This is a genomic window from Ruegeria sp. D6 (assembly GCF_056534365.1).
Map to the genome: position 1 here is coordinate 192,785 of NZ_JBQFPH010000003.1, position 22,029 is coordinate 214,813.

A 22,029-nucleotide genomic window follows, 5' to 3' on the forward strand; every position below is an offset into this window, starting at 1 on the left:
CCCGGCCTAGCGCAGACCGGGAACCACTTATTGGAGTGCTTCAGGCGATGGACATGCCGAGCGCTTCAAGTTGGTCTGTCAGGGCGCTTTCTGCTTCGGCAACACTGTTCCAGTCATCAGCCGTCAGGTTGCCAAGATCCAGATCCTCGGCCTGAACATCCTGAAGTGTAACGGTATGGCCGCCATTTCCGACAACTTCAAAGATAAGATCGCCATCGATTTCGGTGACCGACACATCGCTTTCGCTCAAAGCGTTGAAATCGATGATATCTTCATCGGCATTAAAACCGATAATCTGGGTCTTTTCCCCCCAGTTCCAGGTAAGCTCTGCCACATCCGCTTCAGCGCCGAAGGTCACAACTCCTGGTGTGTAGCTGTTTCCGGGTTCGTTGGTTCCACTCCCGATATCTGGTTGGGTCGATCCCCCTGTCAGATCTCCGACCCGTGTCTGATAACCGTCTGTCGTCGCCCCGACAGAAGCCTGTGGGGTCAGCAGTATGGTGCGATCAACCAACGTCACATCGTTCTGGTCAAAGCCAAATGGCACCTCGAGATTGTCTTCCATCACCTGATCAAAATGGAATTCGACCAGACCCGGGATCAGGTCAGCCTTGGTCACGCCGGTCAGCGTGATGCTTTGTCCGGTCGGCAAGGATGAGATCACCAGACCATCGCCACTGTCCTCGACGCTAAGCCGCTCGCGGGTTCCGAAATACAGAAAGCTGATCTTCATCGTTGAAGGATCAAAACCGTCAATAACTTCGTGCACACCATATTCGTGGCTGCGAACATAGACTGTGTCAGCATCGCGAGGTCCTACGCCCTGCTCCCAACTAAGAACGCCGCCTATATCCTGACGGAGGTGTTCGTTGCCGACCACACCAAAGCTGTCGATGGTCACGTCCTGGAAGGTGACACCTTGCACGATTTGCGCCGCGTCCGACCATGGGCTGTCGATAACAATCTCGCCGGCCTTGGATTTGGTGACGATCATGCCGTGAACCGACGTACCGCCAAAGTCCAACTCGTCCACACCGGGGCGGAATCCGGTTATGTCGTCAGCGTTGCTATCGGCCCGGAATTTCACCCCGCCCGTGTCTGTATTGCCGGTGATCGCGGGCGGGTTTGACCCGTCTGCATTATAACTGAGGTCATAGCCCTCTCCGTCTCCCGGCGAGACGATAACTTGCCCCAAAGCTGTGGACACTTCGTTCAACACCGTCTGATCCGTGATAGAGAAATTGCTGAGCGAAAGATCAGACAGGCCAAAGCCCGTGAATACGACCTGCTTGGTTACATTGCCCGATGTCAGCTCAATTCTAACGGTCTGCCCCAGGGCGTCCCCACTCTCTTCGAAAATCGAGAAGTTATCAGCCCCAATGTCCGGTCCGATTTCAATGACATCTCCCATCGCGGGCAGGAAGCCTTCGACCGTCTGTGCCTCGCTGGCAAGGCCCAGCATAACGTGCATATGTTGGTGGCTATGGCCACCGCCACCACCATCTCCGCCACCATCGCCACCGCTGGTCGGCATTGAACCATCAGTGCCTATCAGACCAAGCACCTCAGCTGCGGCGGTATTGTCCAGAATAGTGAAGTTTGCCGGGCTCAGCTCAGCAAGTGTCACACCGCTGAGGGTCGTGGCCTGGTTATTGGACGGGATCGAGAACACAACCGCGCCATCAACCTCGGCAACCTCCAACGCGTCTGCACCGACCCATGCGATGAAGATCGTATCGGTCGTAGGGTCGAAATCCGGGATCGTTGCATTCGTGCCCCAAGCCCAGTTAATCACCACATCCGCAGTATCTTCTGTGGTGTCAGCAGTCCCGTTGCCGGTCGGTTCCGTGGGTTCCGGATGTATCACCGGTGGGACAACGGGCGGCGACGTATTCCCGTTATCGGTGCCGCCATTTGTATCCGTGGGCAAGACACCGTCGGTGTATACCTTGATAGCGTCTTCGATACTCGGCGCGTCATAACCGCCGAATTGCGAGACATACCGCAGGATCGAAGTACCGTATTCATCGCTGGATACACTTCCACCCTGAAGCAGAGCCAACGTACCCCATGCCCCCCGCAGGTGCGCGGCGGCCATTATGCCAGTAAGACTGAGCGTGACAGAGACGGCCTGGCCATTTTCCAGATAAGTGCGTGTCGCGCCGAGATAATCGGACAGGCTCTCTCCCTGATAGCCCAGCCCGGTTTCGATGACTTGAAGATTGTAGCCAAACGCTTCTTGAATCGCGCGCTCCTGCGCTTCGGCGGTTGTGAACTCTGCCAGCGAATTCACCCCGTTCTTACCGGTCCATGTGCCATCCCAGGTGTTCGAAGCCGCGCCATTCCCATAATAGACATCATCGGTGTAATACCCGAGGTCAATTAACAGCGCCTCGCCGAACTGATATCCAACAAAACCAAGCGAGTTCATCGAGCGATAGGACATCGCGTCCCATTCATCACTGCTTAGATCAGACCAGCTGGAATAGCTTGGATAGAAGTCGGCAACGGCCCCTCCCGCCCATTGGTTCAGCTGCCAATCCTGAATGATTCCTGCGTCGTATCGATCTCGATCCCAACCAGATTCAAATGCACGCAAAGCGTCGCGAAATTCTTCATATGTTCCATTACTCATCTTGAAACAGACTCCCATCTTGTCGTTGTTTCAGCCCAAGTATTTCGGCTTTATTAGCCCGATGAATTCAGGCCCAACTTGCGTAACAAGTCAGAAGTTCAGGACACGTTAAGAGTTCATTAACGAATTAATCTGAGCGGATGCGGGCCTAGGCCAACCTTTTGATGCGCTAAAAAACGCTGTAGGTCAGTGGGTTATGGCGGGGTTTGAGCAAAAGATCGGTGTAGTTGCGCGAGTCTTCGCCAAATTTGGAACGTCGCAATAATTAACTTTGCATTATTGCCAGATCGAACTGTTAAGAAAGCCTCAGCCGATCCAGACCGGCTGAGGCGTTTTTTTGGTAATTAGGCGATGATCAGAGACCCCAATCCTGTGATTGCTGAGCCGTCAGCTCGCTGATGTGCTGCATGACATCGAAATGCTCATCAACACCCTGTACGCTGATCACCTTTTGGCCATTTGCCGTGACCCAGTGAGTGCTGGAACGCCATTCGATCTGAAGTTGATCCAGAGACGAGATCCCGAACCCTTCCAGATCGATAACAATCGAGTCGTCAGCCTCAAAATCCCGGATCACCTGACCACCATACTGGCTGCCCGGGCCGGTGATGACAAAAGTATCGCTGCCTTCGCCACCGAACATATTGGCAAACCCGGCTTCTGAAGACTGGTCTGCATCAAGGATGATGACGTCGTCGCCGTCTCCACCATTTGCATTGGTGATCATCGCGCCTTTGCGGATCACGATGGTGTCATTGCCGTCGCCGCCGTTCAGAGTAGCGAACTGATTGAGCGCACCGCCAACAATGTAGTCATCACCAGCACCACCATTCAGGGTCAATCCACCACTGCCGGTGTCGCCGATCATGTAGTCCCAACTATCGGTGCCATCTACGGTAACGAGCTCTTCGCCGACCTCGGCATCAATCCGGTTGCCATACTTTTCGAACCACTCCAGCGTGTTTGCACCAAAGGGCGGTTCGTAGACAACCTGATAGCCTTCTTCATCGTTGCCAACCAAGCTGCGCAGGTCGATGTATGACGGGTCAAATCCGTTCCCGTCATCGTCATAGCGCACGATGATCTCGTCTGTCAGCTTGTTGAACAGCACGATCTGGCCGTTTTCAATGCGGTGATCCAGATCGAACCAGCCGGTCATCCCGTAGGCGTCGAGGTCAATCTCGATACGGTCGCCTTCATCGGCATCGAAATCGGTGATCGTGTTCCCGCCGCCGTTCAGAATGAAGGTGTCAGCTCCTCCGTTACCGGTCAGCACGTCTTTGCCATCACCCGAGGTGAAGACGTTATCGCCCTCGTCTCCGATGATCACATCATCATGGTCGCTGCCATAGATGTTCTCGACGCTCCAGAGCAGATCATAGCCTTCCTTGTCGCGAATCTCGTCATTGAGATCGAACGGATTGGCGCTGTTGCCATGCCAGGCCCAGTAATACTCACCACTGGCATCTTCCGCCTTGTTGTTCATGTCGACATAGATGCCGCTCAGGCTGTCACCATACCAGGCCGTGTCATTGCCTTCTCCACCATACAGCTTATTAAAGCCGCCACCGCCAGCCATGATATCGTCACCGCCAAAGCCGTAGAGAACATCATTGCCGTCATTACGGATTTCGGCCTCGTTTCCGCCGTGGGTATCGCGCTCGGACGTATAGGCTTGCAGAACGTCGTTGTGGTTTGTTCCCAACTGACGATCCTCGTCGTGAAAGCCGACCATCGAAACACCGCCGAACGCCCCGAATGTGACGAACTTGCTGGTTCCAAGACCTGCAAGGTCTTCACTACTCAGGCCAAGGTCGATCTTTTGGCCCAAGCCATAATGCGCACCATCCGGCCCCGTGATCAGAGCGGTTTCTTTCAACCGTTGAATGAAGGCATCTGTGTTCTGCTGCGAGATACTTGTTGCGCCCGGAAAGATGTTCGACGCCTCATCCCAATAGAAGGTTGTAATCACCTTGAACTTGTTGTCGGCCGGATCAAGCGCGACCAGATCGAATGCCGCGCCATCAACGATCGATGCCTGCAGGTCCAGCGTTACTGGCCCCTCCACGTTGACTGGTACAATGATCTTGTCTTCAAGCGGGTTGAAGTCGAGGATCTCGACCAGAGACACCTTCGGCGGGTTGACGGTTTCGACAACCTGCTCCTCGGTCTTGAACATGTTCTTGATCCCGTCGATCAGGCCTCTGGCAAGGTTGATGAACAGCTTCGCGCCCGGCAGCATCTTGGCGAGTGCCAGATTACCTGCCTCTTCCAGCCACTCTTCGCCCAGACCATTCGATTGGTTATGGTTGGGATCATGAGTTGTTGGTTCAGGCACAGAGCCAATAACGAACGTGTCGGCCCCTTTTCCACCGTAAAGCGTGTCGGCAGAGGTTTCATCGATATGCCCGGTAAACAGGACATCATCACCGTCACCGCCGACAAGAAGGTCGTTACCAGTACCACCGTACAGTTTGTCGCCTTCATTCCCGGCAATCAGGATGTCATCGCCTTCGCCGCCAACAAGGATGTTCTTGCCTCCGCCGCCAATGATCTTGTCGTTGCCGGATTCGCCGAACAGCTGATCATCACCTTCACCTCCATCGATGTAGTCGTGGCCACCGCCACCATAGATGACATCATTACCGCCATCACCGAACAACTGGTCGTTCCCACGGTAGGCGATGATGATGTCATCTCCGTCACCACCCGAGATATTGTCCCGATGATGATAGTTGGAATAGTAATTCTTGATCGAGGTGCCGCCATCATAGTTATCCCAGTTTTCGGGGTTCCAACCGTGGATGACGTTATCCCCGTCATTCCCTTCGATACGGGTATAAAGATATGTCCCCTTGCTTTGCCCACTTGAGAGACGGTGCATCAGGTTTTCAAAGCTCACCTCACCATCGGCCATATTGTATTCACCACGGGCTTTGACATCGCGGCCGACATAGGTGCCGCTGGTGTCATGCAGATGGGTCCCATATTTATCCCACCAACCGCTGTGGCCATCGCCAGGTGATTTACCACCGGTCCAGACGGGAATATCAGGTTTGTTGCTGGCTACAGTCTCGTCGTCCGAGGCTGAATCTTCCCAGACGTAGTCCTGCAATTCGCTGCTTTCTTCCGACAGCAGACTAACCGGCGGGATCACGATAGGATCGTCATCCGTTTCACCAAGACCAACCGATATGTTGAGCGTACTCGCCGAGTTGGGCTGGAATTTTGATTTGCTAACATGTTTCATGTCTTTCCTCCTGTTTCCTGGATGGTCGACACCCGAGGTTCGGGCCCATACGCATCACAGATCATAGGAAAGATGTGGTTTTTCAGGCTGTTGATCTCAACAGGCGAAAGCCAGTTAAGTTGTTACAAAGTATGACAAAAATGGAATCCACGGCCTGAGAAAACCAGCAATCCGGCTGGCGCCTGCTTCAGGCCCCAGCCGGTGAGTTTGGTTTTCCCTTTGTTTGCCCGGGCGTCCGTTTCAACAGGAACTAAGACGCCCGGATTTTGGTTGTGCAGCGATAGATGATCGCTGAGTTTTCGCCCCACTTAGGCGACCATATCGACAAAGAAGCTGTCGGTCGGAACGGGGGTTCCGCAGATGTCTTCGCCGCCTGCAGTCGGTACGATCTCGCACAGCGGCGGAGGCGCCATTTCCGTCAGGTCATACTCATCCTCCGGTACTTCGGTGCCGCATTTGGGCAGCGGCAGGATCGGGGGTACAGCGATGACGTCATCACCCTGATCCAGAACGATCGGATCAAAGGGCAGCGGGTTCACTGCAACCAGATCTTCACCGTCCTGTGGCACTTCGGTGCCGCAACGGGGATCAGGCATGATCGGCGAAACTGCGGTCACATCGTCACCTTCACCAGCAGGAACCGCACCATAAGGCAGCGGGGCTACTGCGATCAGGTCTTCACCATCCTGCGGAACCTCGGTACCACACCGGGGGTCAGGCATGATCGGGGAAACTGCGGTGACGTCGTCACCTTCACCGGCAGGAACCGCACCAAAAGGCAGCGGGTTCACGGCAACCAGATCTTCGATGGGATCGGCAACCAGCGGATTAATCGGCAACGGATTTACAGCCACCAGGTCTTCACCATCGTTTGGCACCTCGGTTCCGCACTTTGGAAAAGGCTGAATCGGGGGCACGGCGATGACATCGTCGTTGGCTTTCTCGAAGCTCGTAGCGGTTACATGTTTCATTGTATTTCTCCTTGTTACACACTTTGTTTAGCACCCAAAAAATCTTAGAAACTTCCTCCTCGGGTATAACAAAAAGGTGGTTATCCGGCCCCTTCATTACAACGCGAAAAAGGGGGCTAAATTGTTACAAAGTATGACAAAAATAGGCTCTCAAGCCGGGCATCATCTCTTTTCAGACAGGACGCGCTTCCAAGATGTGGACCAGCACCCGCTCAGGTACCACCTTCGCCCCTCCTCGCCTTCAGGATCGAAAAAACCAGCGCCATTTCTGGCGCTGGTTTTAGCTGTTTCTTCCTATTGGGCAGCTCACATCATGCGGTCGATCAGACCTCCCGGAACGTGGTCCGGATTTGTTTACTGAGAGGATCAAGAAGGTACTGGAACAGGGTACGTTCGCCGGTTTCGATGAAGACGTCAGCCGGCATACCCGGCAGCAGGCTCAACTGGCGGTCAGACAAAAGTCCGACAGCCTCCTCGCTTAGTGCAACCCGCGCCTCGTAGTAGGGTAAGCCAGTTATCTGATCTGTTTTCAAATCAGCCGAGACAAACTCAACGTGCCCATCCAACCGAGGGGCAACATGTTGATCGAACGCCCCGATCATCACGCTCGCAGCCTGGCCCAAGGCGACATTGTTGATGTCCTGTGGCATGACACTAGCGGTCACCACCAACCCGTCATCCTCGGGCACGATCTGCATCAGCGTTTCGCCCGGAGACACTACGCCGCCGACTGTATGCACCCCCAATTCATGCACGATGCCATCCGCCGGAGCCCGAAGGTCAACCCGCGCCAGCTGCAACGCGGCCGCGCTCCGACGTTCTTTCAAGCCATCCAGTTCGACCTCCAGCGAGGAGATCTCGTTCATCACCTGCTCGCGGAAGGTTTTTTCCAGTTGCAGGATATGGATACGCGTCTCACTGATACGACCACGGGCGACTGCAATCTGAGAGGTCAGGCCGCCACTATTACCGACAAGACTGCTTCTTTGACGCTGCAAAGTCGTCACCCGGGTGCCAGGCACTAAACCCTTTTCAAAGAGCTGCGTCAGACCCTCCAATTCGCTGTCGATCAGTTTGATCTCTTCTTCGGAAGCTTCGCGCTGCGCCTCCAGGCCCACAATTTCCTGCTCTGCCTGTTCGATTTTCTCTTCCAAGGCCGCGACCTCACCATCCTGCGACAGACGACGTGCTTCCATCACCGCGCGCTGCGTTGCAAGTGCGCGGTCAACTTTGTCTTCGTCTTTCCGGGACGCAAGCTCCTCGGTCAGTACGAGATCGTCCAGACTATCGCGCTCGGCCGTCAGACGAACTAACTGCGCTTCAAGCGCCACGAGCCTGTCATCGACCAAGGCTTGGCTGCCTGACAACAGCTGATCATCAAGTGTCAGAACAACATCGCCAGCCTGAACCCTATCTCCGTTTTTGACGTGAATGGCGCCGACAATACCTCCGTCGGGATGTTGCACAGCTCTGAGGTCGGACGAGACCACCACACTACCAGCCGTCACGACCGCCCCGGACATCGGGGCTTTCATCGCCCAACCACCGAATCCTATGGCGAGCACTGCAATTGCGACCAGACCAAAGCCGATGGATTGGGCAGAACAATCCCTAAACCCTTTGTTGTTCGTGTTGGAATTCTTGTTGGTATTCATGACTTCCTCCATTCATTCTGTTTACAGCGCCGGCCTGGGTCAGCCCGTGGCGGCAACGATTTCTGTTTGTTGGGGTTGTTCGACGGTCTTCTGTTCAGCGGCAGGCTGTGCAGCTCCGGCGGCGGCCTGATTGCGTTGACGCAACCGCTCCATCACTTCTGTACGAGGACCAAAATCTCCGGCGCGACCGTCTTCCATAATCAGAATCTTGTCGACTGAACCCAGCACGCTCGCCCGGTGCGCGATGACGATCACAATCGCCCCGCGTGCCTTGGCGGCGAGAATGGCATGGTTCAGTGCAGCCTCGCCCACGGCATCCAGATTGGAATTGGGCTCATCCAGAACCACCAGAAATGGATCACCATAAAGCGCGCGCGCAAGGGCAACACGCTGTCGCTGACCACCGGACAAGGCCGCGCCACGCTCGCCAACCGAGGTGGCATAGCCGTCTTTGAAGCTAGCGATCAGTTCGTGAACACCCGCTGCCTTGGCGGCGGCAATCACCAACTCGTCCGTCGCCTCGGGATCAAAACGCGCGATATTCTGGGCGATCGTTCCGTCAAAGAGCTCAACATCCTGCGGCAGAAAGCCGATCTGGGGGCCAAGCTCCTCAGGCAGGTACTGGTCGATCGGCACACCGTCGAGACTGATGCTGCCTTTGGCCGCCGACCATGCACCAACAAGTGTGCGCGCCAAGGTTGATTTTCCGCTGCCGGTCGTTCCAATCACAGCCAGTGCCTCGCCTGCTTTCATATCGAAACCAACACCTTTGAGAACAGCGGCAGTGGCCATCGGAGGGGCAGCGATCAGGCCGTCAACGGTCAGCGACTTCTGTGCCTTGGGCATGGAAATACGACGGTCAGCTTCGTCACCAGAAAGAGTTTGCTTCAGCTGAGCCCATGCTTGCCGGGCAGCAACCAGATTGCGCCAACTACCGACCAGAGTCTCGATAGGCTGCAAGCCACGGGACATGATAACCGATGCCGCAACGATTGAGCCAGCCGATATATGTCCATGGATGGCAAGATAAGCGGCGACCGCAAGAACGGCGGACTGAAGTGCCAGGCGGAACACCTTGGTAAAGCTACCAGACACTCCGACAGTAGTGGCCGCCTTAGCACTCGCACCAAGGTGGAGATCATTCACATCTTGCCAGGTCTTGCCCAGATTGGACTGCATCCCCATCGCGCGAACCATTTCGGCATTCCGGCGGCCGGCTTCTGCCAGACGATTGCGCTTGGCTGAATGCTCAGACTGAACGCACGCGGCAGCGCGGACCTTGATATCCGTAACGATGGCAATGGCAACCAATGCCAGCGCGCCAATTACACCGACCATACCCAGCCACATGTGCATGGCAAAAACCAATCCCAGATAGACCGGGATCCACGGCAGATCGAACAAAGCTCCGGCACCCTGACCCGACAGGAAACCGCGAATTTTTTCGACATCTTGAATTGCCGCCGCAGGGTTGCCACCCGGACGGTTGCGCGACGGCTCGGACAAAGTGCAATCAAACGCTGTTCGGGTGAGCCTTTGTTCAAAGCGATGCCCCATGGCAACCAGCACACGGGTCCGCGCGCCGTCAATCAAGGCCATGAACAAGTACAGACCGGCGACAAGTGTGCTGAGCGCGACAAGCGTATTCACGCTTTGGCTAGACATCACGCGATCATAGATCTGAAGCATGAAAATCGGCCCTGTCAGCATCAATAGGTTCACAACACCGCTGAAAACGCCGGTGGCAATCAGATTGCCCTTCAGCGCGCGCCGGGCGCTGGCAAGTTGTGGATGAACGGATGAATGCTTTGACATAGCTGGCTCCCAATAAAAACTCTGTGGGTGATACTTGGAGACCAGCCGCCGATGCCCCAAGGGCTTGTCACACTTTGATTCAATTGACGAATTTGGCCGGTTGTTTACCGAGCTGACGAAACCGGGTGCCCGGAAGTGCGGTACCGGTGGGTGAAACCCCTTTGCATCATCAGCGGCATGGCGGTTGCAATTTCCGCTTGGGAATGCGGCGGTATTTGAATTAGCGTCCCAAGTCAGGGGGATGGGACAGGGAGCCTACGCGCAATGCGCTGGAATGATCTGACACTTCGAACACAAGTTATGAGCATCGTGCTTATCAGCTGGACGATTGTCGGCGTGTTCTCGGTAGTCACCGATGTGGTTCAGATCCGAAACTCTCGCGCTGAAGAGATCCGAAACAGGGGCGATGCCTTTCTTGCGCAGGTGGTTTCAACCCTGGCCCGCGTGCCTCCTGACAGCCGCTCCGAAGCAGCGCTTGGTTTCTTTCCTGCAGAATGGAGTGTCAGGGTCGGCACGCAGGATGCAGCAACCACTTTGGCCAATGGCCGCGACCGCCCGAATCTGGCTAACTGGCTGACGGCGCGGCTGGAACACCGCGGGATCGCCGTCGCGGAACTGTCCGTGGCAGACACGGTCGTTGACGCCAAACACGACCAAAGCGCGCTGTTGCAACTGTTCAAGAGCCACTCGGGCGAACCTATCGATGCAGAAAGCGTTGACGCGTTTCTGGTGAGCGTTTTTTCGGTCCGGCTCAAGGATGATGACGAATGGCTGAACTGCTATTTGCTCATGAAAAACAAGAACATTGTACCTTTGGTCATCGTTGGCTCAATCGACAGTCTGGTCGCGCTTACCCTGCTTTGCGCACTTGCGTTTCTTATTCAGAAAGTGATGCGACCGCTGAGCGCGATGGCCGTCAATGCCGAGTTGATCGGCCGGGGTGAAGAAGTCGGCCCACTCGTCGAGGCGGGTGCCATTGATATCCGCCACACAATTATTGCGTTCAATCGCATGGAAGCCCGGATTGTTCTGGCGCTTGAGTACAAGACAACCTTGCTTCGTAGCCTCGGGCATGACCTGAAGGGACCGATTGCACGGATGCACGATGCGATCCAGAAATTGGAACCAACAGCACCCAAAGAGCAACTGCTCAAGCGGTTGGAAACCATCAGCGATATTGTAAACTCCGTCACCAACCTCAACCGCGAAACGCATCACGATGGAGAGCTTGCACGCCTGGATTTGCGCTCACTGGTTGAGGCGCTTGTAGATGAACAGGTTGAGGCGGGTCGCGATGTGACCTGCACCATCGAACAATCTGCGGTGGTCAAAGGAAGACACAACGCGCTAACCCGGGTTCTTAGAAACTTGTTGGAAAATGCGGTCAAATACGGGGGCCGAACAAGTGTCTCTTTGACCACCTCGAATGATATGGCCGCAATTCACATAGACGATGAAGGACCAGGTATCCCAGCCGAACAACTTGAAACAGCGTTTGAGCCTTTCCAGAGACTTGGAGCCACCGAACCCGGCACAGGCCTCGGCCTTGCTATTGTCCGGGCGATTGTTGTCGATCAGGGGGGCACTGTTACGCTTGAAAACCGCCCTAGCGGGGGCCTTAGGGCTAATGTGCTTTTGCCGCTTGATTCCGGAGTTCAGCCTGGACGAAAGATGTAACCCTGCCCCCAGACCGTTCGAATATATTCCGGATTTGATGGATCGTTCTCGATCTTCGACCGCAACCGTTTGATCAGAGCATCAACGCTCCTGTCCCCTGCTCCGCCATGCTGCCGCGTTCGAGCGACGGCAAGAAGGTCTTCTCGGGTGCACAACACGTCCGGATTTTCAGCAAAAAACCGCATGACGCGCACTTCACTTGAGGTGAGGGTGATGAGGCGACCATCCTCGCTTTTGAGATGCCGCTCGTTTTCAACAAGCTCCCATTCTCCAAACCGGGTAACCCGGGATTTTCCCTGCGTTCCACCAGCACGCCTGCGCAGCACAGCACGCACGCGCGCGAGGAGTTCCAACTCGTTGAATGGTTTAATGATGTAATCATCCGCGCCCAGTTCCAGCAGGGAAATCCGCTCGGCGTCGTCATCAATCGAACTGATCATGATGATCCCGGCATCTATGCGCGAAGCGATCTCGTGACATAACACCTTACCACTAGTTCCTGGCATCACGAGGTCCAGCAGAAACAAGCTGTAGGTTTCATCAGCCATCATCAACCGCGCAGCGGGTACATCTTGCGCGTGTTCGATTTTGTACCCTTTGTCAGTCAGAAATGCACAAACACCCTGAGCAAACTCGATGTCATCGTCACAAATCAGAATGTGCTCATCATAGCCAGCGGATTGATCCGCGACGTCTTGCATAGCTCTTCTCCTCGGGACGATGCCTGTCGTTACGATAACAACATTTGCTATTCGAAGCTGTCAATGTTGCAGAGAACGATCAAACTGTCTGGTACGCGGCGACCGCAATCGCCACTCATGGCTAAACCAGACAATCATCCACCGGGGCATTCCGGACGATTGAATAATTTGTCACTCCAAACAGCAAATTCCTCCAACTTCCGCCACCTTCCGCAGGTGGCTGCGTGCAACAAAGCAATCTTCGTCAGAGACTTGGTAGCAGGCTTTGTATTTGGTGTATCGCGTGTGCCCCGACTTAAGTGCAGTTTTGATCGCGACAGCAGGCTCTGAACCAGATTTGGGTGCTTCTGAAACCCTTAAACGTTACTGCTGCATCCACGCTACGAAAGAGGCTCCAAGTCCGACAGAGTAATATCGTAGTCAGTTTCCGCCAGAGCTATCTACGGCCTTGCGGAAATCCGGCTTAGATTGTTTCGACTGTCTCCAGCCAGCGCAGCAGCGCCGCCGCGGTTTGCCGCGGTTGTTCCAGAGTTGGCAAATGCCCCGCGCGTTCGATGACTTCCAACCGGCTTTGCGGCAACAGGTCATGCATCAATTCGTGGCGTTCGACTGGGCATAACGCGTCATGACGACCGCAAAGGACCAGCGCAGATCCCTTGAAAGCGCGCAATGTGTGACTTTGATCCGGGCGATCTCGTAGGGCCTTGGATTGGTTAACAAAAATCTCCGGCCCCAAGGCCATAGCCATATCCATGCATAGGTCCAGAATTGCCTGTCGATCAGGGCCATCGGTCAGATAGTTGGGCTTCATTTCCTCGGCCATCACATCGCGTAGCCGACCGTTTTTAACCGCCTCAATCTGGGGCTCACGCCTCGCCTTGACCTGATCCACCTCTGCCAGCGGGTTGGTGTCCATCAACGCCATCCCCGCTACACGCCCCGGTGCTTGCCGCAGCATTTCCATCGCAACAATGCCTCCCATGGAAAGACCGGCCAACGCGAACCGGTCGGGCGCGTGTCTTAAAACCTCGGCGGCCAGAGCCTGCATCGTATCATGCGTACCAATGGGGGCGACAAATATCGGATATCTGCCAGACAATGCCCCAATTTGCGGCGAGAATAGCCGAGCATCGCACATCATGCCCGGCAAAAGGACAAGTGGTGTCATTTGACCAGAGCAGCCCCTTCGGCCAGCGCACCCAGTTTGGCATAGGCGATATCAGGATCGACAGCGCCAAACCCCGCAAAAGTGCCAAAACCGCAATCCGATCCGCCGATCACCCGCTCCGCTCCCACGATGTTCACGAACCGCTCAAGACGTTGCACGACCAGTTCGGGGTGTTCCACAAAGTTTGTGGTGGTATCGACCACGCCCGGCACCAGTACCTTGTCATCCGGTATCTCGGACTTGCGGTCGCGGAACACCGTCCATTCATGTGCATGGCGCGGGTTCGAGGTTTCAAACAGCACATAGCGCGACTTGGTTGACATCAAAGTCGAGAACACCTTGTCCATTCCGATATCGCAGCAATGCGGACCTTCGTAATTGCCCCAGCAGATGTGAACCCGAACCTTGTCGGCGGGCACATCCTGCAATGCATGGTTCAGCGCTTCGACATGCATTTCGGCAATACTGACAAATTCCTCGTCAGAAAGGTCGGTGAACAGCATATGGCGCGACAGGGCAAGATCGGGACAATCCAATTGAAGATCCAGACCCGCCGCGACGATGGTTTCATATTCGGATTTCATCGCATCGGCCAGCGCGGCCAAATACGCCTCGCGCGTCGGGTAATAGTCGTTCTGCAGAAAAAGAGAGATCACACCTGGGCTGGCAGCATTCATAAATCCGCGCTCAATCCCGTGCTCAGCCATGGCTCTTTTGAGGTTGTCGATATCCTTCTGCAACTCGCCCTGCCCTTTCGAGCACACGTCGCCTACACACATGGGCCGCGCGTATTGCGGAGTTCCGCCATCATTCGCCAAACGTTGAAGAAAGCCCGGAAACATCTTCAGATCAGCCGGAGCGTTGCGCGGGCTGTCGCCTGCAAACCCGGTGTAGCGGTCCTTGACGTAGGTCGCGTAAGAGATTTTCGAAGTCTCGCCATCTGATACAATATCGATCCCCGCTGCAGCCTGTTTGCCTACGGTTTCGGACACCGCGTTCGTCATGCAGGCATCAAAATCTGTCTGATCGAACGGTTCCCCCCGCTCGCGCGCGAAGATGAAATCGACGACTTCCTGACTACGCGGCAGACTCCCCACGTGGGTGGTTGAAATTCGTGTCATCATGTCATCTCCAATTCAATTACTTCCCTGTGCCGAGTCCAAAGTGAAGAACGGGTCACATACTGCGCGCCCCGAAGGAGATCGGAGCGCGCAACTTTGCCTTTATGCACCGGTCCAGGTAGCTCCGGCGGGATCGTCCGTTGCCGTGATACGATACAGACCGGCCTCTCCGGTCATTGAGGGCACGATACTGTAGCTTTCACCTGACAGAACCAGCGCTGTGTCGCCTGCGGACAAAGTTGTTTCATAGCCATCGATTGTAATCCGCCAATGACCACTCGCAGGCATGAGGACGACGGGCATATGCGCCGCGACGGGTTCGTTCAAACAAGAGCCGTGTCCGAGGAAATCGACCTCAAACCCCGGCTTATCCTTGATCAGGGCATCTTCGCCAATAACTTTGGCTGGCTTGTTAGCGGAAAGCGCCATCAGATCCCAATAGCGTGCCACATATTTGCCGATAACATCTTCGACCGGAACTTCCGGATAGCTCTTAAGCTCTTCTTCGGTCAGCAGCGGCATGGGGCGCACGTTGTGGGGCAGTTCCTGACCCTTCTTGCTGTCATACAGCACGCCATTGTCGCCCAGCATCAGCCCATGCGCCTGCGCGTCTTCGATCACCTGTGGTGCCCAGGTGACACCGCCACCCGCATCATCGCCGCCCAGGATCGACATGATCATCCCATAATCCTGCCCGACATTTTCGAAACCGCGAAAGATGCCAGTTGGAATGTTAAATATGTCACCTTCCTCGGCAATAAACTCGCCCGCAGTGCCATAGCGACCCCAGAAGAACCGCCAACGTCCTTTGGCGACAAAGAACACCTCGGCCGTGGTGTGGCTGTGCAGCGAATTCCGGCATTTCGGAGGTTGCCCCGCCGCGCCAATATTGAAACCGATTTTGTCGGTGATGTGGACATGCTGATCGGGGCTTTCGGATACGCCACCGCCTACGATGGTAAAGTTTTCCTTCTGGTCCGAACCGGGCGTGTGCGCGTCAATAAATGCGGTTTTACAAGGCTGCAGTTCGCCGTAGCGGACAATGCGTTGTTGGATCGTGCTCATAATGGTCTCCGTTCATTGAATTGGTACAAGAGGTCTCGATCCTCATGCACCCGGAGGGCGATCATTCAGCCGCCGCGCCCGCAAGGACGCCCGGTGGCCGTGGTACCGCCGGGTTCCTTCACTGGCATCCAATGCGACGCGCGTTCGAGACATCAGAGATCCCCGGTTTCCAACAGAAGCTGTTTCCAGACCGCGGTTTCATCGAACAAGGTCCATTCGCGTCGCAGCCTGATGTCGCCTCCAATCAACTCGCCCCATTCGGCATGGCTGATCCCCAACACATACAACTCAGCGCCTGTGGGTTTGCCGAACACGCCCCAACCGTCATGCTTGCCATGCAAGCTCCAGCGCAGGGCCGAGCGGGGCGGCATATTCGGATCATCGCGCCCGATCTGATGATGGATGGTGAAGGTTGCGCTTGGCATGGCGGCACGCAAAGACATCCAGAACCGATCAGCCGAATCCCAGCCATGGCCCGTGACACCGCCGGGATATTCGGTCTGCACGCCTCGGTCATACTCTCGTTCAATCGCGCCCATATCTGCATTCATTATCCGTGTCAGCAGATCCGCGTGGCGGTGTCCCCATTCATTGTCATTGCCGTACCCCTTGTAGGGGCCTTCGATGTCGTTCTTGGGTGACAGAGGCTTCACACTGGCCTCGGCCCCACCTTCACGCGCTATCAGATCGGCGGCATACTCCTTGGGATCCCAGCCCATTTGCCGAACAATCGCACCCTGATCTCGGATCAGCCATTCGTCATCGATCATGTTGTCGATGGCGTGGCAGTCGGCCAGAATTCGGTATCGCAAGCGTGTTCCGGTGGCTTTGCCATAGACACCATTGCCCCGGTGCGTGGCGGTCGACAGGATACGATGCGAGCTCAGCATGCCATCTTCCGGGGTGCCCGACCAGATCACATCCTCGCCCAGCAGCTGACGGTCGGGGAACTCGGCCAACGTGGCCATTGTTGCACCAATGACATTCTGGTTACCCAACACAACCGAACCAGGTGAGCGGACGACGATGTCTGGGCTGTAATATTGATGCAGAGTCGCAATGCCACGGTCTTCCCAAATCTCTTTGGTGATGCCGATGATATAATCCGGGAAATCTTTGAATTTGGGATCAAATCCCTTCATGTCTTCCATCCTTCAGGTATGCGGGCGGAGCCGCGAACGATCAAAGGTCCGTCAATCTCGGTGCGGCGCGGCGCAGCAGCGGGATTTTCGATCTTGCTAAGTAGAATATCGACGGTTTCGGCAACCATCCGATTGGCAGGCTGACGAATAGTTGTCAGATTGTAGGCTGGCCAAGAGGCAACGGCGACATCGTCATATCCCAGAACCGAGACATCGGCCGGAATTTGCAGGCCCAACTCGAACCGCAGCGTGTCCATCACAGAGATCGCCATGTGATCATTGGCCACGAACACAGCGTCCGGTGGATCGGACGCGAACATGCGTAGCGTTGCCTCACGCGCCTGTTCAGCGATGAAGTTCCCGGCTCCACGGGCGTGCAGTTTGACACCCGCCTCTTGCAGGGCCGCTACGAACCCCGCTTCGCGATCGCGCTGGGTCGAAGCGCCCTCCCACCCGGCGATATATCCGATCTTCTCATGACCGCCAGCCAGCAGAAACTCGGCTGCCTTTCGGCCACCGGCGACATTGTCGGATGTAACCGATGACATAGTGAGGTCATCCTGTGCCCGATTGAACAACACCATCGGTACGCCAACGGTCCGACAACGTTCATACAAGGTCGACGACAGGGCCACCGATGCCGCGATTATGCCGTCGACTTGAAAGTCGAGCAATTCCTCGACCACGCTATCGACGTTTTCGGCTTGGTTCGACGCCATGAATATCATCACATGGTAGCCGCGCTCTTGCAGCGTGTTCGTCAACCTTTCCAGTGCTTCAGGATAAAACTGATTATTCAGATACGCCACAACAAGCCCAATGATCCGGCTTTTGCCGGACACTACGGCACGCGCAAGGACGTTCGGCCGATAGCCCAGTTGCTTGGCGGCCTGACGCACCTTTTCAATCGTCTTTTTCGAGGCTGACGCCCCCGGAGTGAACACACGGCTAACGGCAGACTGGCTGACCCCGGCGAGGCGGGCGACCTCCATGGATGTAACTTTTTGCGCCGCCATCAGTCTGCTGTCCAACCTCCGTCTATCATCAACGCGGTGCCCGTCACCAAAGCCGATGCATCCGCTGCAAGATAAACCACTGCCCCCATGATGTCTTCGATCTCGCCCGGGCGGCCCAACTTGATCTTGTCCAATATCCATGCGCGCTTGTCCGGGTCATCAAAAGTCGACTTGGTCAAATCGGTCAGAATAAAAGTTGGGCAGATCGTGTTGACCCGAATTTTTGCAGGACCGAACTCCAGCGCCATCGCCTTGGAAAAGCCTTCGACTGCGAATTTTGACGCGCAATAGACGGCCCTTTCCCGCCCGCCCACATGGCCCATCTGGCTGGAGATGTTCATCAGCGATCCGGGGCGCCCAGCTTCTAACAGTCCTTTCGCCACCGCTTGGGTCAGAAAATAGGCTCCTCGGACATTGACATCCATTACCGCATCAAAATCCTCGGGCCGTGTGTCCACGGCCCTGCTGTGTCGGGCCAGACCGGCCGAGTTCAGCAGGATATCAAACGGCCCGTTTTGCGCCACAGCATCAGCAGTGCCTGCAACGTCAGAAACATCCAGTTCAAGTATATTCGCCAACCATCCCCGAGCGGTCATCTCTGTTGCCAGATCCTGCAACGCATCCTTGCGCCGCGCCGCCAGTGTCACTTCGGCACCATGCTCTGCCAGTGCTACGGCACAGGCCATGCCGATACCGGACGACGCGCCCGCGACCAATGCGCGTTTGCCGTTAAGATTGAAACTTGGGGTGCTGGGAAATTGGGACATATCAGACCTCGCCAACCGGAAATGGAATGCGGCCCGGAACGCGCGCCTTGTTGAACTCTCGCAAACGGGCAAAGACGTCAACACCCAGCTGGCGATAGGTATCCAGCAGATCAACCAGAACCCAGTTCTCGCGAATCTTGCCATTTTCAAGCCGCCAGAAATCGAGGCTGCGCAGCGTGATCTTCTTGCCCGACGGTGCGATCCCCATCCAGCCATCATTGGTGACAGTCTGGATCATGTTGGGCCAACCCGTAACAGCCGCATAGTCACCGTCGCCAAAGAAATGACAGGTGATGTCATCTACATCCTGCCCGCGATCCGGCATTGCGTTGAGGAATGGAATCTGATGCCAATTACGGAACCCCGCGATACCCCGCCCTGTGCCGATCCCCGAGGGGCCGTACCAGTTCATCCGAGGATGCCAGAACCGCTCCAACTCCATCACCTCCGGACCACCTTCTACGGGATGTTTGGTCAGATGATCCAGCATGTCGACTATGTGCTGGCAGGTCTCTTTGCCCTTGGCCTTGTCATACGGGCCGGGCACCAGCCCGTCCTGCGTCGCTGGTCCCGGAACATGCCATTCCCGCCCCAAACCGGGTGCCATGGGCCAGGCCTGCGCTTGCATCATCACTTCGGGGATATCCCAAAGCGCCTGCACCTCGGCGACTTTGCCATTTTCGATCCGGTAAAACTCGTGAAACCGCATGGTGACCTGATGGCCTGTCGGCGGAATCTCCAGCCATGGCCCCGCGAAAGTGCCGGTATAGTACCCACCGCATCCAACCCAATCAGCCCCGAATTCATCAGGTCCAGCCATGACGATATAATCGCGGCGCTCAAGATCGGGCCATGCGGTCAGAAGATCGCGATAGCAACAATCGTAATAAGCACTACTCCCATTGGTGTCACCAAACGGATAGCTCAGATGGAACACAGCGTCGGGAGAACAAATCTGATCCAACGCCTGCCGGACACCGGCTTCGGTAAAGTCATACATCGCAGCCCTGATCTGTGCGATCAGGGTCTTGTGCTCAGTATGCCTGTCACTCATTCTGCGGCGTCCCTGTAAGGTGCAGGCGCGCCGTAGGGGACATTGATGCCGCCGTAACGCCGTACGCGGACGTTACATTGCTCGGCGTGCCCCACAAAACCTTCGAGCATACATAGGCGCGAGCCATATTCGCCGATCAAGGTTGCCGCCTCATCAGTCAGCACCTTTTGATAGCTATGTGTTTTCAGATATTTACCCACCCATAGACCACCAGTATAGCGGCCAGCTTTTTTGGTAGGTAGCGTGTGATTGGTGCCAATAACCTTATCACCGTTCGAGACATTGGTACGCGGTCCAAGGAACAATGCGCCATAACAAGTCATGTTCTCAAGGAACCAGTCGTCGCGATCGGTCATGACCTGCACATGTTCTGATGCAATGTCATCAGCAACCCGCAGCATCTCATCATACGTGTCGCAGACGATCACTTCGCCATATTCCTCCCACGATACTTTTGCGGTGCCCGCTGTCGGTAGAATGCCCAGCAGCCGGTCCACTTCGGCCATCGTGTCCTCGGCCAGTTTGCGAGAATTGGTCAGCAATACGCAGGGGCTGTTATACCCATGTTCAGCCTGACCCAGAAGATCGGTCGCGCACAGCTCTGCGTCTGCGGCGGTCTCATCAGCAATCACCATGGTCTCGGTCGGGCCGGCGAACAGGTCGATACCGACGCGGCCAAATAGCTGACGTTTAGCTTCTGCGACAAAGGCGTTACCCGGACCGACAAGCATGTGGACTGGATCAATCGTCTCGGTTCCCAACGCCATGGCGCCGATAGCCTGAATGCCGCCCATCACGTAAATCTCATGCGCCCCACCCAAATGCATGGCGGCGATCACCGCTGCATTGGGCTTGCCCTGAAACGGAGGGGTGCAGGCGATGATGCGCGGCACGCCCGCCACCGAGGCCGTCGCCACCGACATATGCGCCGAGGCCACCATCGGGAATTTTCCACCGGGCACATAACAGCCCACCGATTGTACGGGGATGTTCTTGTGGCCCAAAATGACGCCCGGCAGAGTCTCAACTTCGATATCCAGCATCGAATCGCGCTGAGCTTGTGCAAAGTTGCGCACTTGCTCCTGCGCGAATTTGATGTCCGCCAGCTCTCGATCCGTTAGCTGATTGATCAGGTCGCCGATCTGGTCTTGAGACAACCGAAACGATGCTGGCGAATAGTTATCGAACTTCTCGCTTAGCTCGCGTACCGCAGCATCGCCACGTGTTTCGATGTCTTTCAGCGTCGCTTCGACGACAGCGCGTGTTTTGGCGTCATCCTCGGCTCGGTCAGCATCGGACTTACCACGTTTCAGATACTCGATTGTCATTGTCCTAATCCTTAGTTTCAGGCCGGGGCGGAGACTTCTCACCCCGGTCAAATGCTTCCCAGCCTTCACCGTTAAACAGATCGACACCCAGCTGTGCCGCTACATGGGCGAAATCCACATTCACCCAATTGTCGACGATCTTGCCGTCGACCACTTTCCAGAAATCCATATATCGGATCTCGACCCGCTTTCCGGTGGGGGCGATCCCCAGGAACTCACCCGAATGGGTTGCTTCCTGTCGGCCAAACGCAGCCGCCCACTCGCCCATGTAAAGGCGCGCTTCGTCGATGCAGGTCTTGTCCGAAAAAGCCGCCTGAAACGGGCGTTGCCAATTGTCCTGAAACTGTTTCAGGCCAGTTTTTGTGCCGCAGCCCTGATTGCCCATCCAGCGGAAGCCTTCCGAGAAGAATTCGCCGATGTCATCTATGCGGTGATCGTTCAGACCATCCACCATGGTTTCAATCACACGGCGGGTGTCTTCTGTTTTGTCGAGGTCCGTATCACGTGTCAGCACGGCCTGTTCCGGGCGGGAACCCTTCATCTTTCTCATCCTTGTATTGGTGCCAATAGAAATTCTGTCTTCATCGGGTAGCTCAATCAGCTGACAGAAAATCCCTCGGCATCCGGTTGAGCGCCGGGTGGCGGCCAACGGCGTTATGTCTTG

16 protein-coding genes are annotated in these 22,029 nt (G+C 55.7%); 1 reads left to right on the top strand and 15 read right to left on the bottom strand.

The features are described 5' to 3' along the window. Nucleotides 1-40: 40 nt before the first annotated feature. The 5 genes from ACR0A1_RS12835 to ACR0A1_RS12855 all read right to left on the bottom strand — a co-directional run bounded on the left by ACR0A1_RS12835 (nt 41) and on the right by ACR0A1_RS12855 (nt 10,326). Nucleotides 41-2,635: a hypothetical protein gene (locus ACR0A1_RS12835; RefSeq protein ID WP_480867803.1), complete on the bottom strand. Its 2,595-nt coding sequence runs from the start codon at nt 2,633-2,635 to the stop codon at nt 41-43. Between the two features lie 355 nt (nt 2,636-2,990). Beyond that, on the bottom strand, nt 2,991-5,885 hold the full coding sequence (locus ACR0A1_RS12840) for a calcium-binding protein (RefSeq protein WP_480867805.1): 2,895 nt from the start codon (nt 5,883-5,885) through the stop codon (nt 2,991-2,993). Nucleotides 5,886-6,193: 308 nt separating this feature from the next. Beyond that, nucleotides 6,194-6,856, bottom strand: a complete 663-nt coding sequence (locus tag ACR0A1_RS12845; protein ID WP_480562188.1) for a hypothetical protein — start codon at nt 6,854-6,856, stop codon at nt 6,194-6,196. A 323-nt stretch (nt 6,857-7,179) separates the two neighbouring features. Further along, entirely contained in the window at nt 7,180-8,511 is a 1,332-nt protein-coding gene (locus ACR0A1_RS12850) for an HlyD family type I secretion periplasmic adaptor subunit (RefSeq protein WP_480867807.1), read from the bottom strand. Nucleotides 8,512-8,550: 39 nt separating this feature from the next. Continuing rightward, nucleotides 8,551-10,326, bottom strand: coding sequence for a type I secretion system permease/ATPase (locus tag ACR0A1_RS12855; protein ID WP_480867809.1), 1,776 nt, complete (start codon nt 10,324-10,326; stop codon nt 8,551-8,553). A gap of 264 nt (nt 10,327-10,590) precedes the next feature. Between ACR0A1_RS12855 and ACR0A1_RS12860 the strand changes: the two genes are divergently transcribed. Further along, on the top strand, nt 10,591-12,003 hold the full coding sequence (locus tag ACR0A1_RS12860; RefSeq protein ID WP_480867811.1) for a sensor histidine kinase: 1,413 nt from the start codon (nt 10,591-10,593) through the stop codon (nt 12,001-12,003). Here ACR0A1_RS12860 and ACR0A1_RS12865 read toward each other — a convergent pair. The 10 genes from ACR0A1_RS12865 to ACR0A1_RS12910 form a co-directional block, all read right to left on the bottom strand. Continuing rightward, nucleotides 11,982-12,704: a response regulator gene (locus tag ACR0A1_RS12865; RefSeq protein ID WP_170561885.1), complete on the bottom strand. Its 723-nt coding sequence runs from the start codon at nt 12,702-12,704 to the stop codon at nt 11,982-11,984. The genes ACR0A1_RS12860 and ACR0A1_RS12865 overlap by 22 nt on opposite strands. A gap of 463 nt (nt 12,705-13,167) precedes the next feature. Next, nucleotides 13,168-13,872 (bottom strand): alpha/beta fold hydrolase, encoded by a 705-nt coding sequence (locus tag ACR0A1_RS12870; RefSeq protein WP_480867813.1) that lies wholly within the window; start codon nt 13,870-13,872, stop codon nt 13,168-13,170. Next, complete coding sequence (locus ACR0A1_RS12875; protein ID WP_480867815.1) at nt 13,869-14,993, bottom strand: cobalamin-independent methionine synthase II family protein; 1,125 nt, start codon at nt 14,991-14,993, stop codon at nt 13,869-13,871. The genes ACR0A1_RS12870 and ACR0A1_RS12875 overlap by 4 nt, the downstream gene beginning before the upstream one ends. 102 nt (nt 14,994-15,095) lie before the next feature. Then, nucleotides 15,096-16,058: a cupin domain-containing protein gene (locus ACR0A1_RS12880; protein WP_480867816.1), complete on the bottom strand. Its 963-nt coding sequence runs from the start codon at nt 16,056-16,058 to the stop codon at nt 15,096-15,098. Nucleotides 16,059-16,210: 152 nt separating this feature from the next. Next, on the bottom strand, nt 16,211-17,200 hold the full coding sequence (locus ACR0A1_RS12885; RefSeq protein ID WP_480867818.1) for a nuclear transport factor 2 family protein: 990 nt from the start codon (nt 17,198-17,200) through the stop codon (nt 16,211-16,213). Continuing rightward, the gene (locus tag ACR0A1_RS12890; protein WP_170465610.1) at nt 17,197-18,216 is read right to left on the bottom strand and encodes a LacI family DNA-binding transcriptional regulator; all 1,020 of its coding nucleotides are present in this window, start codon (nt 18,214-18,216) and stop codon (nt 17,197-17,199) included. The genes ACR0A1_RS12885 and ACR0A1_RS12890 overlap by 4 nt, the downstream gene beginning before the upstream one ends. Continuing rightward, entirely contained in the window at nt 18,216-18,983 is a 768-nt protein-coding gene (locus tag ACR0A1_RS12895) for an SDR family NAD(P)-dependent oxidoreductase (protein WP_480751485.1), read from the bottom strand. The genes ACR0A1_RS12890 and ACR0A1_RS12895 overlap by 1 nt, the downstream gene beginning before the upstream one ends. Nucleotide 18,984: 1 nt before the next feature. Further along, nucleotides 18,985-20,037, bottom strand: coding sequence for an ester cyclase (locus ACR0A1_RS12900; RefSeq protein WP_480751483.1), 1,053 nt, complete (start codon nt 20,035-20,037; stop codon nt 18,985-18,987). Continuing rightward, the gene (gene hisD / locus ACR0A1_RS12905; protein ID WP_223118581.1) at nt 20,034-21,365 is read right to left on the bottom strand and encodes a histidinol dehydrogenase; all 1,332 of its coding nucleotides are present in this window, start codon (nt 21,363-21,365) and stop codon (nt 20,034-20,036) included. Before hisD ends, ACR0A1_RS12900 begins: the two co-directional genes overlap by 4 nt. 4 nt (nt 21,366-21,369) lie before the next feature. Continuing rightward, a complete protein-coding gene (locus ACR0A1_RS12910; protein ID WP_170407056.1) occupies nt 21,370-21,906 on the bottom strand; it encodes an ester cyclase in 537 nt (178 codons plus the stop codon). Between the last annotated feature and the right edge of the window lie 123 nt (nt 21,907-22,029).

Coding starts and splice junctions, on each gene's coding strand:
- ACR0A1_RS12880 (WP_480867816.1), bottom strand. CDS start 16,058: ATGAGCACGATCCAACAACGCATTGTCCGCTACGGCGAACTGCAGCCT.
- ACR0A1_RS12895 (WP_480751485.1), bottom strand. CDS start 18,983: ATGTCCCAATTTCCCAGCACCCCAAGTTTCAATCTTAACGGCAAACGC.
- ACR0A1_RS12865 (WP_170561885.1), bottom strand. CDS start 12,704: ATGCAAGACGTCGCGGATCAATCCGCTGGCTATGATGAGCACATTCTG.
- hisD (WP_223118581.1), bottom strand. CDS start 21,365: ATGACAATCGAGTATCTGAAACGTGGTAAGTCCGATGCTGACCGAGCC.
- ACR0A1_RS12845 (WP_480562188.1), bottom strand. CDS start 6,856: ATGAAACATGTAACCGCTACGAGCTTCGAGAAAGCCAACGACGATGTC.
- ACR0A1_RS12840 (WP_480867805.1), bottom strand. CDS start 5,885: ATGAAACATGTTAGCAAATCAAAATTCCAGCCCAACTCGGCGAGTACG.
- ACR0A1_RS12860 (WP_480867811.1), top strand. CDS start 10,591: ATGCGCTGGAATGATCTGACACTTCGAACACAAGTTATGAGCATCGTG.
- ACR0A1_RS12850 (WP_480867807.1), bottom strand. CDS start 8,511: ATGAATACCAACAAGAATTCCAACACGAACAACAAAGGGTTTAGGGAT.
- ACR0A1_RS12875 (WP_480867815.1), bottom strand. CDS start 14,993: ATGACACGAATTTCAACCACCCACGTGGGGAGTCTGCCGCGTAGTCAG.
- ACR0A1_RS12910 (WP_170407056.1), bottom strand. CDS start 21,906: ATGAAGGGTTCCCGCCCGGAACAGGCCGTGCTGACACGTGATACGGAC.
- ACR0A1_RS12855 (WP_480867809.1), bottom strand. CDS start 10,326: ATGTCAAAGCATTCATCCGTTCATCCACAACTTGCCAGCGCCCGGCGC.
- ACR0A1_RS12885 (WP_480867818.1), bottom strand. CDS start 17,200: ATGAAGGGATTTGATCCCAAATTCAAAGATTTCCCGGATTATATCATC.
- ACR0A1_RS12900 (WP_480751483.1), bottom strand. CDS start 20,037: ATGAGTGACAGGCATACTGAGCACAAGACCCTGATCGCACAGATCAGG.
- ACR0A1_RS12835 (WP_480867803.1), bottom strand. CDS start 2,635: ATGAGTAATGGAACATATGAAGAATTTCGCGACGCTTTGCGTGCATTT.
- ACR0A1_RS12870 (WP_480867813.1), bottom strand. CDS start 13,872: ATGACACCACTTGTCCTTTTGCCGGGCATGATGTGCGATGCTCGGCTA.
- ACR0A1_RS12890 (WP_170465610.1), bottom strand. CDS start 18,216: ATGGCGGCGCAAAAAGTTACATCCATGGAGGTCGCCCGCCTCGCCGGG.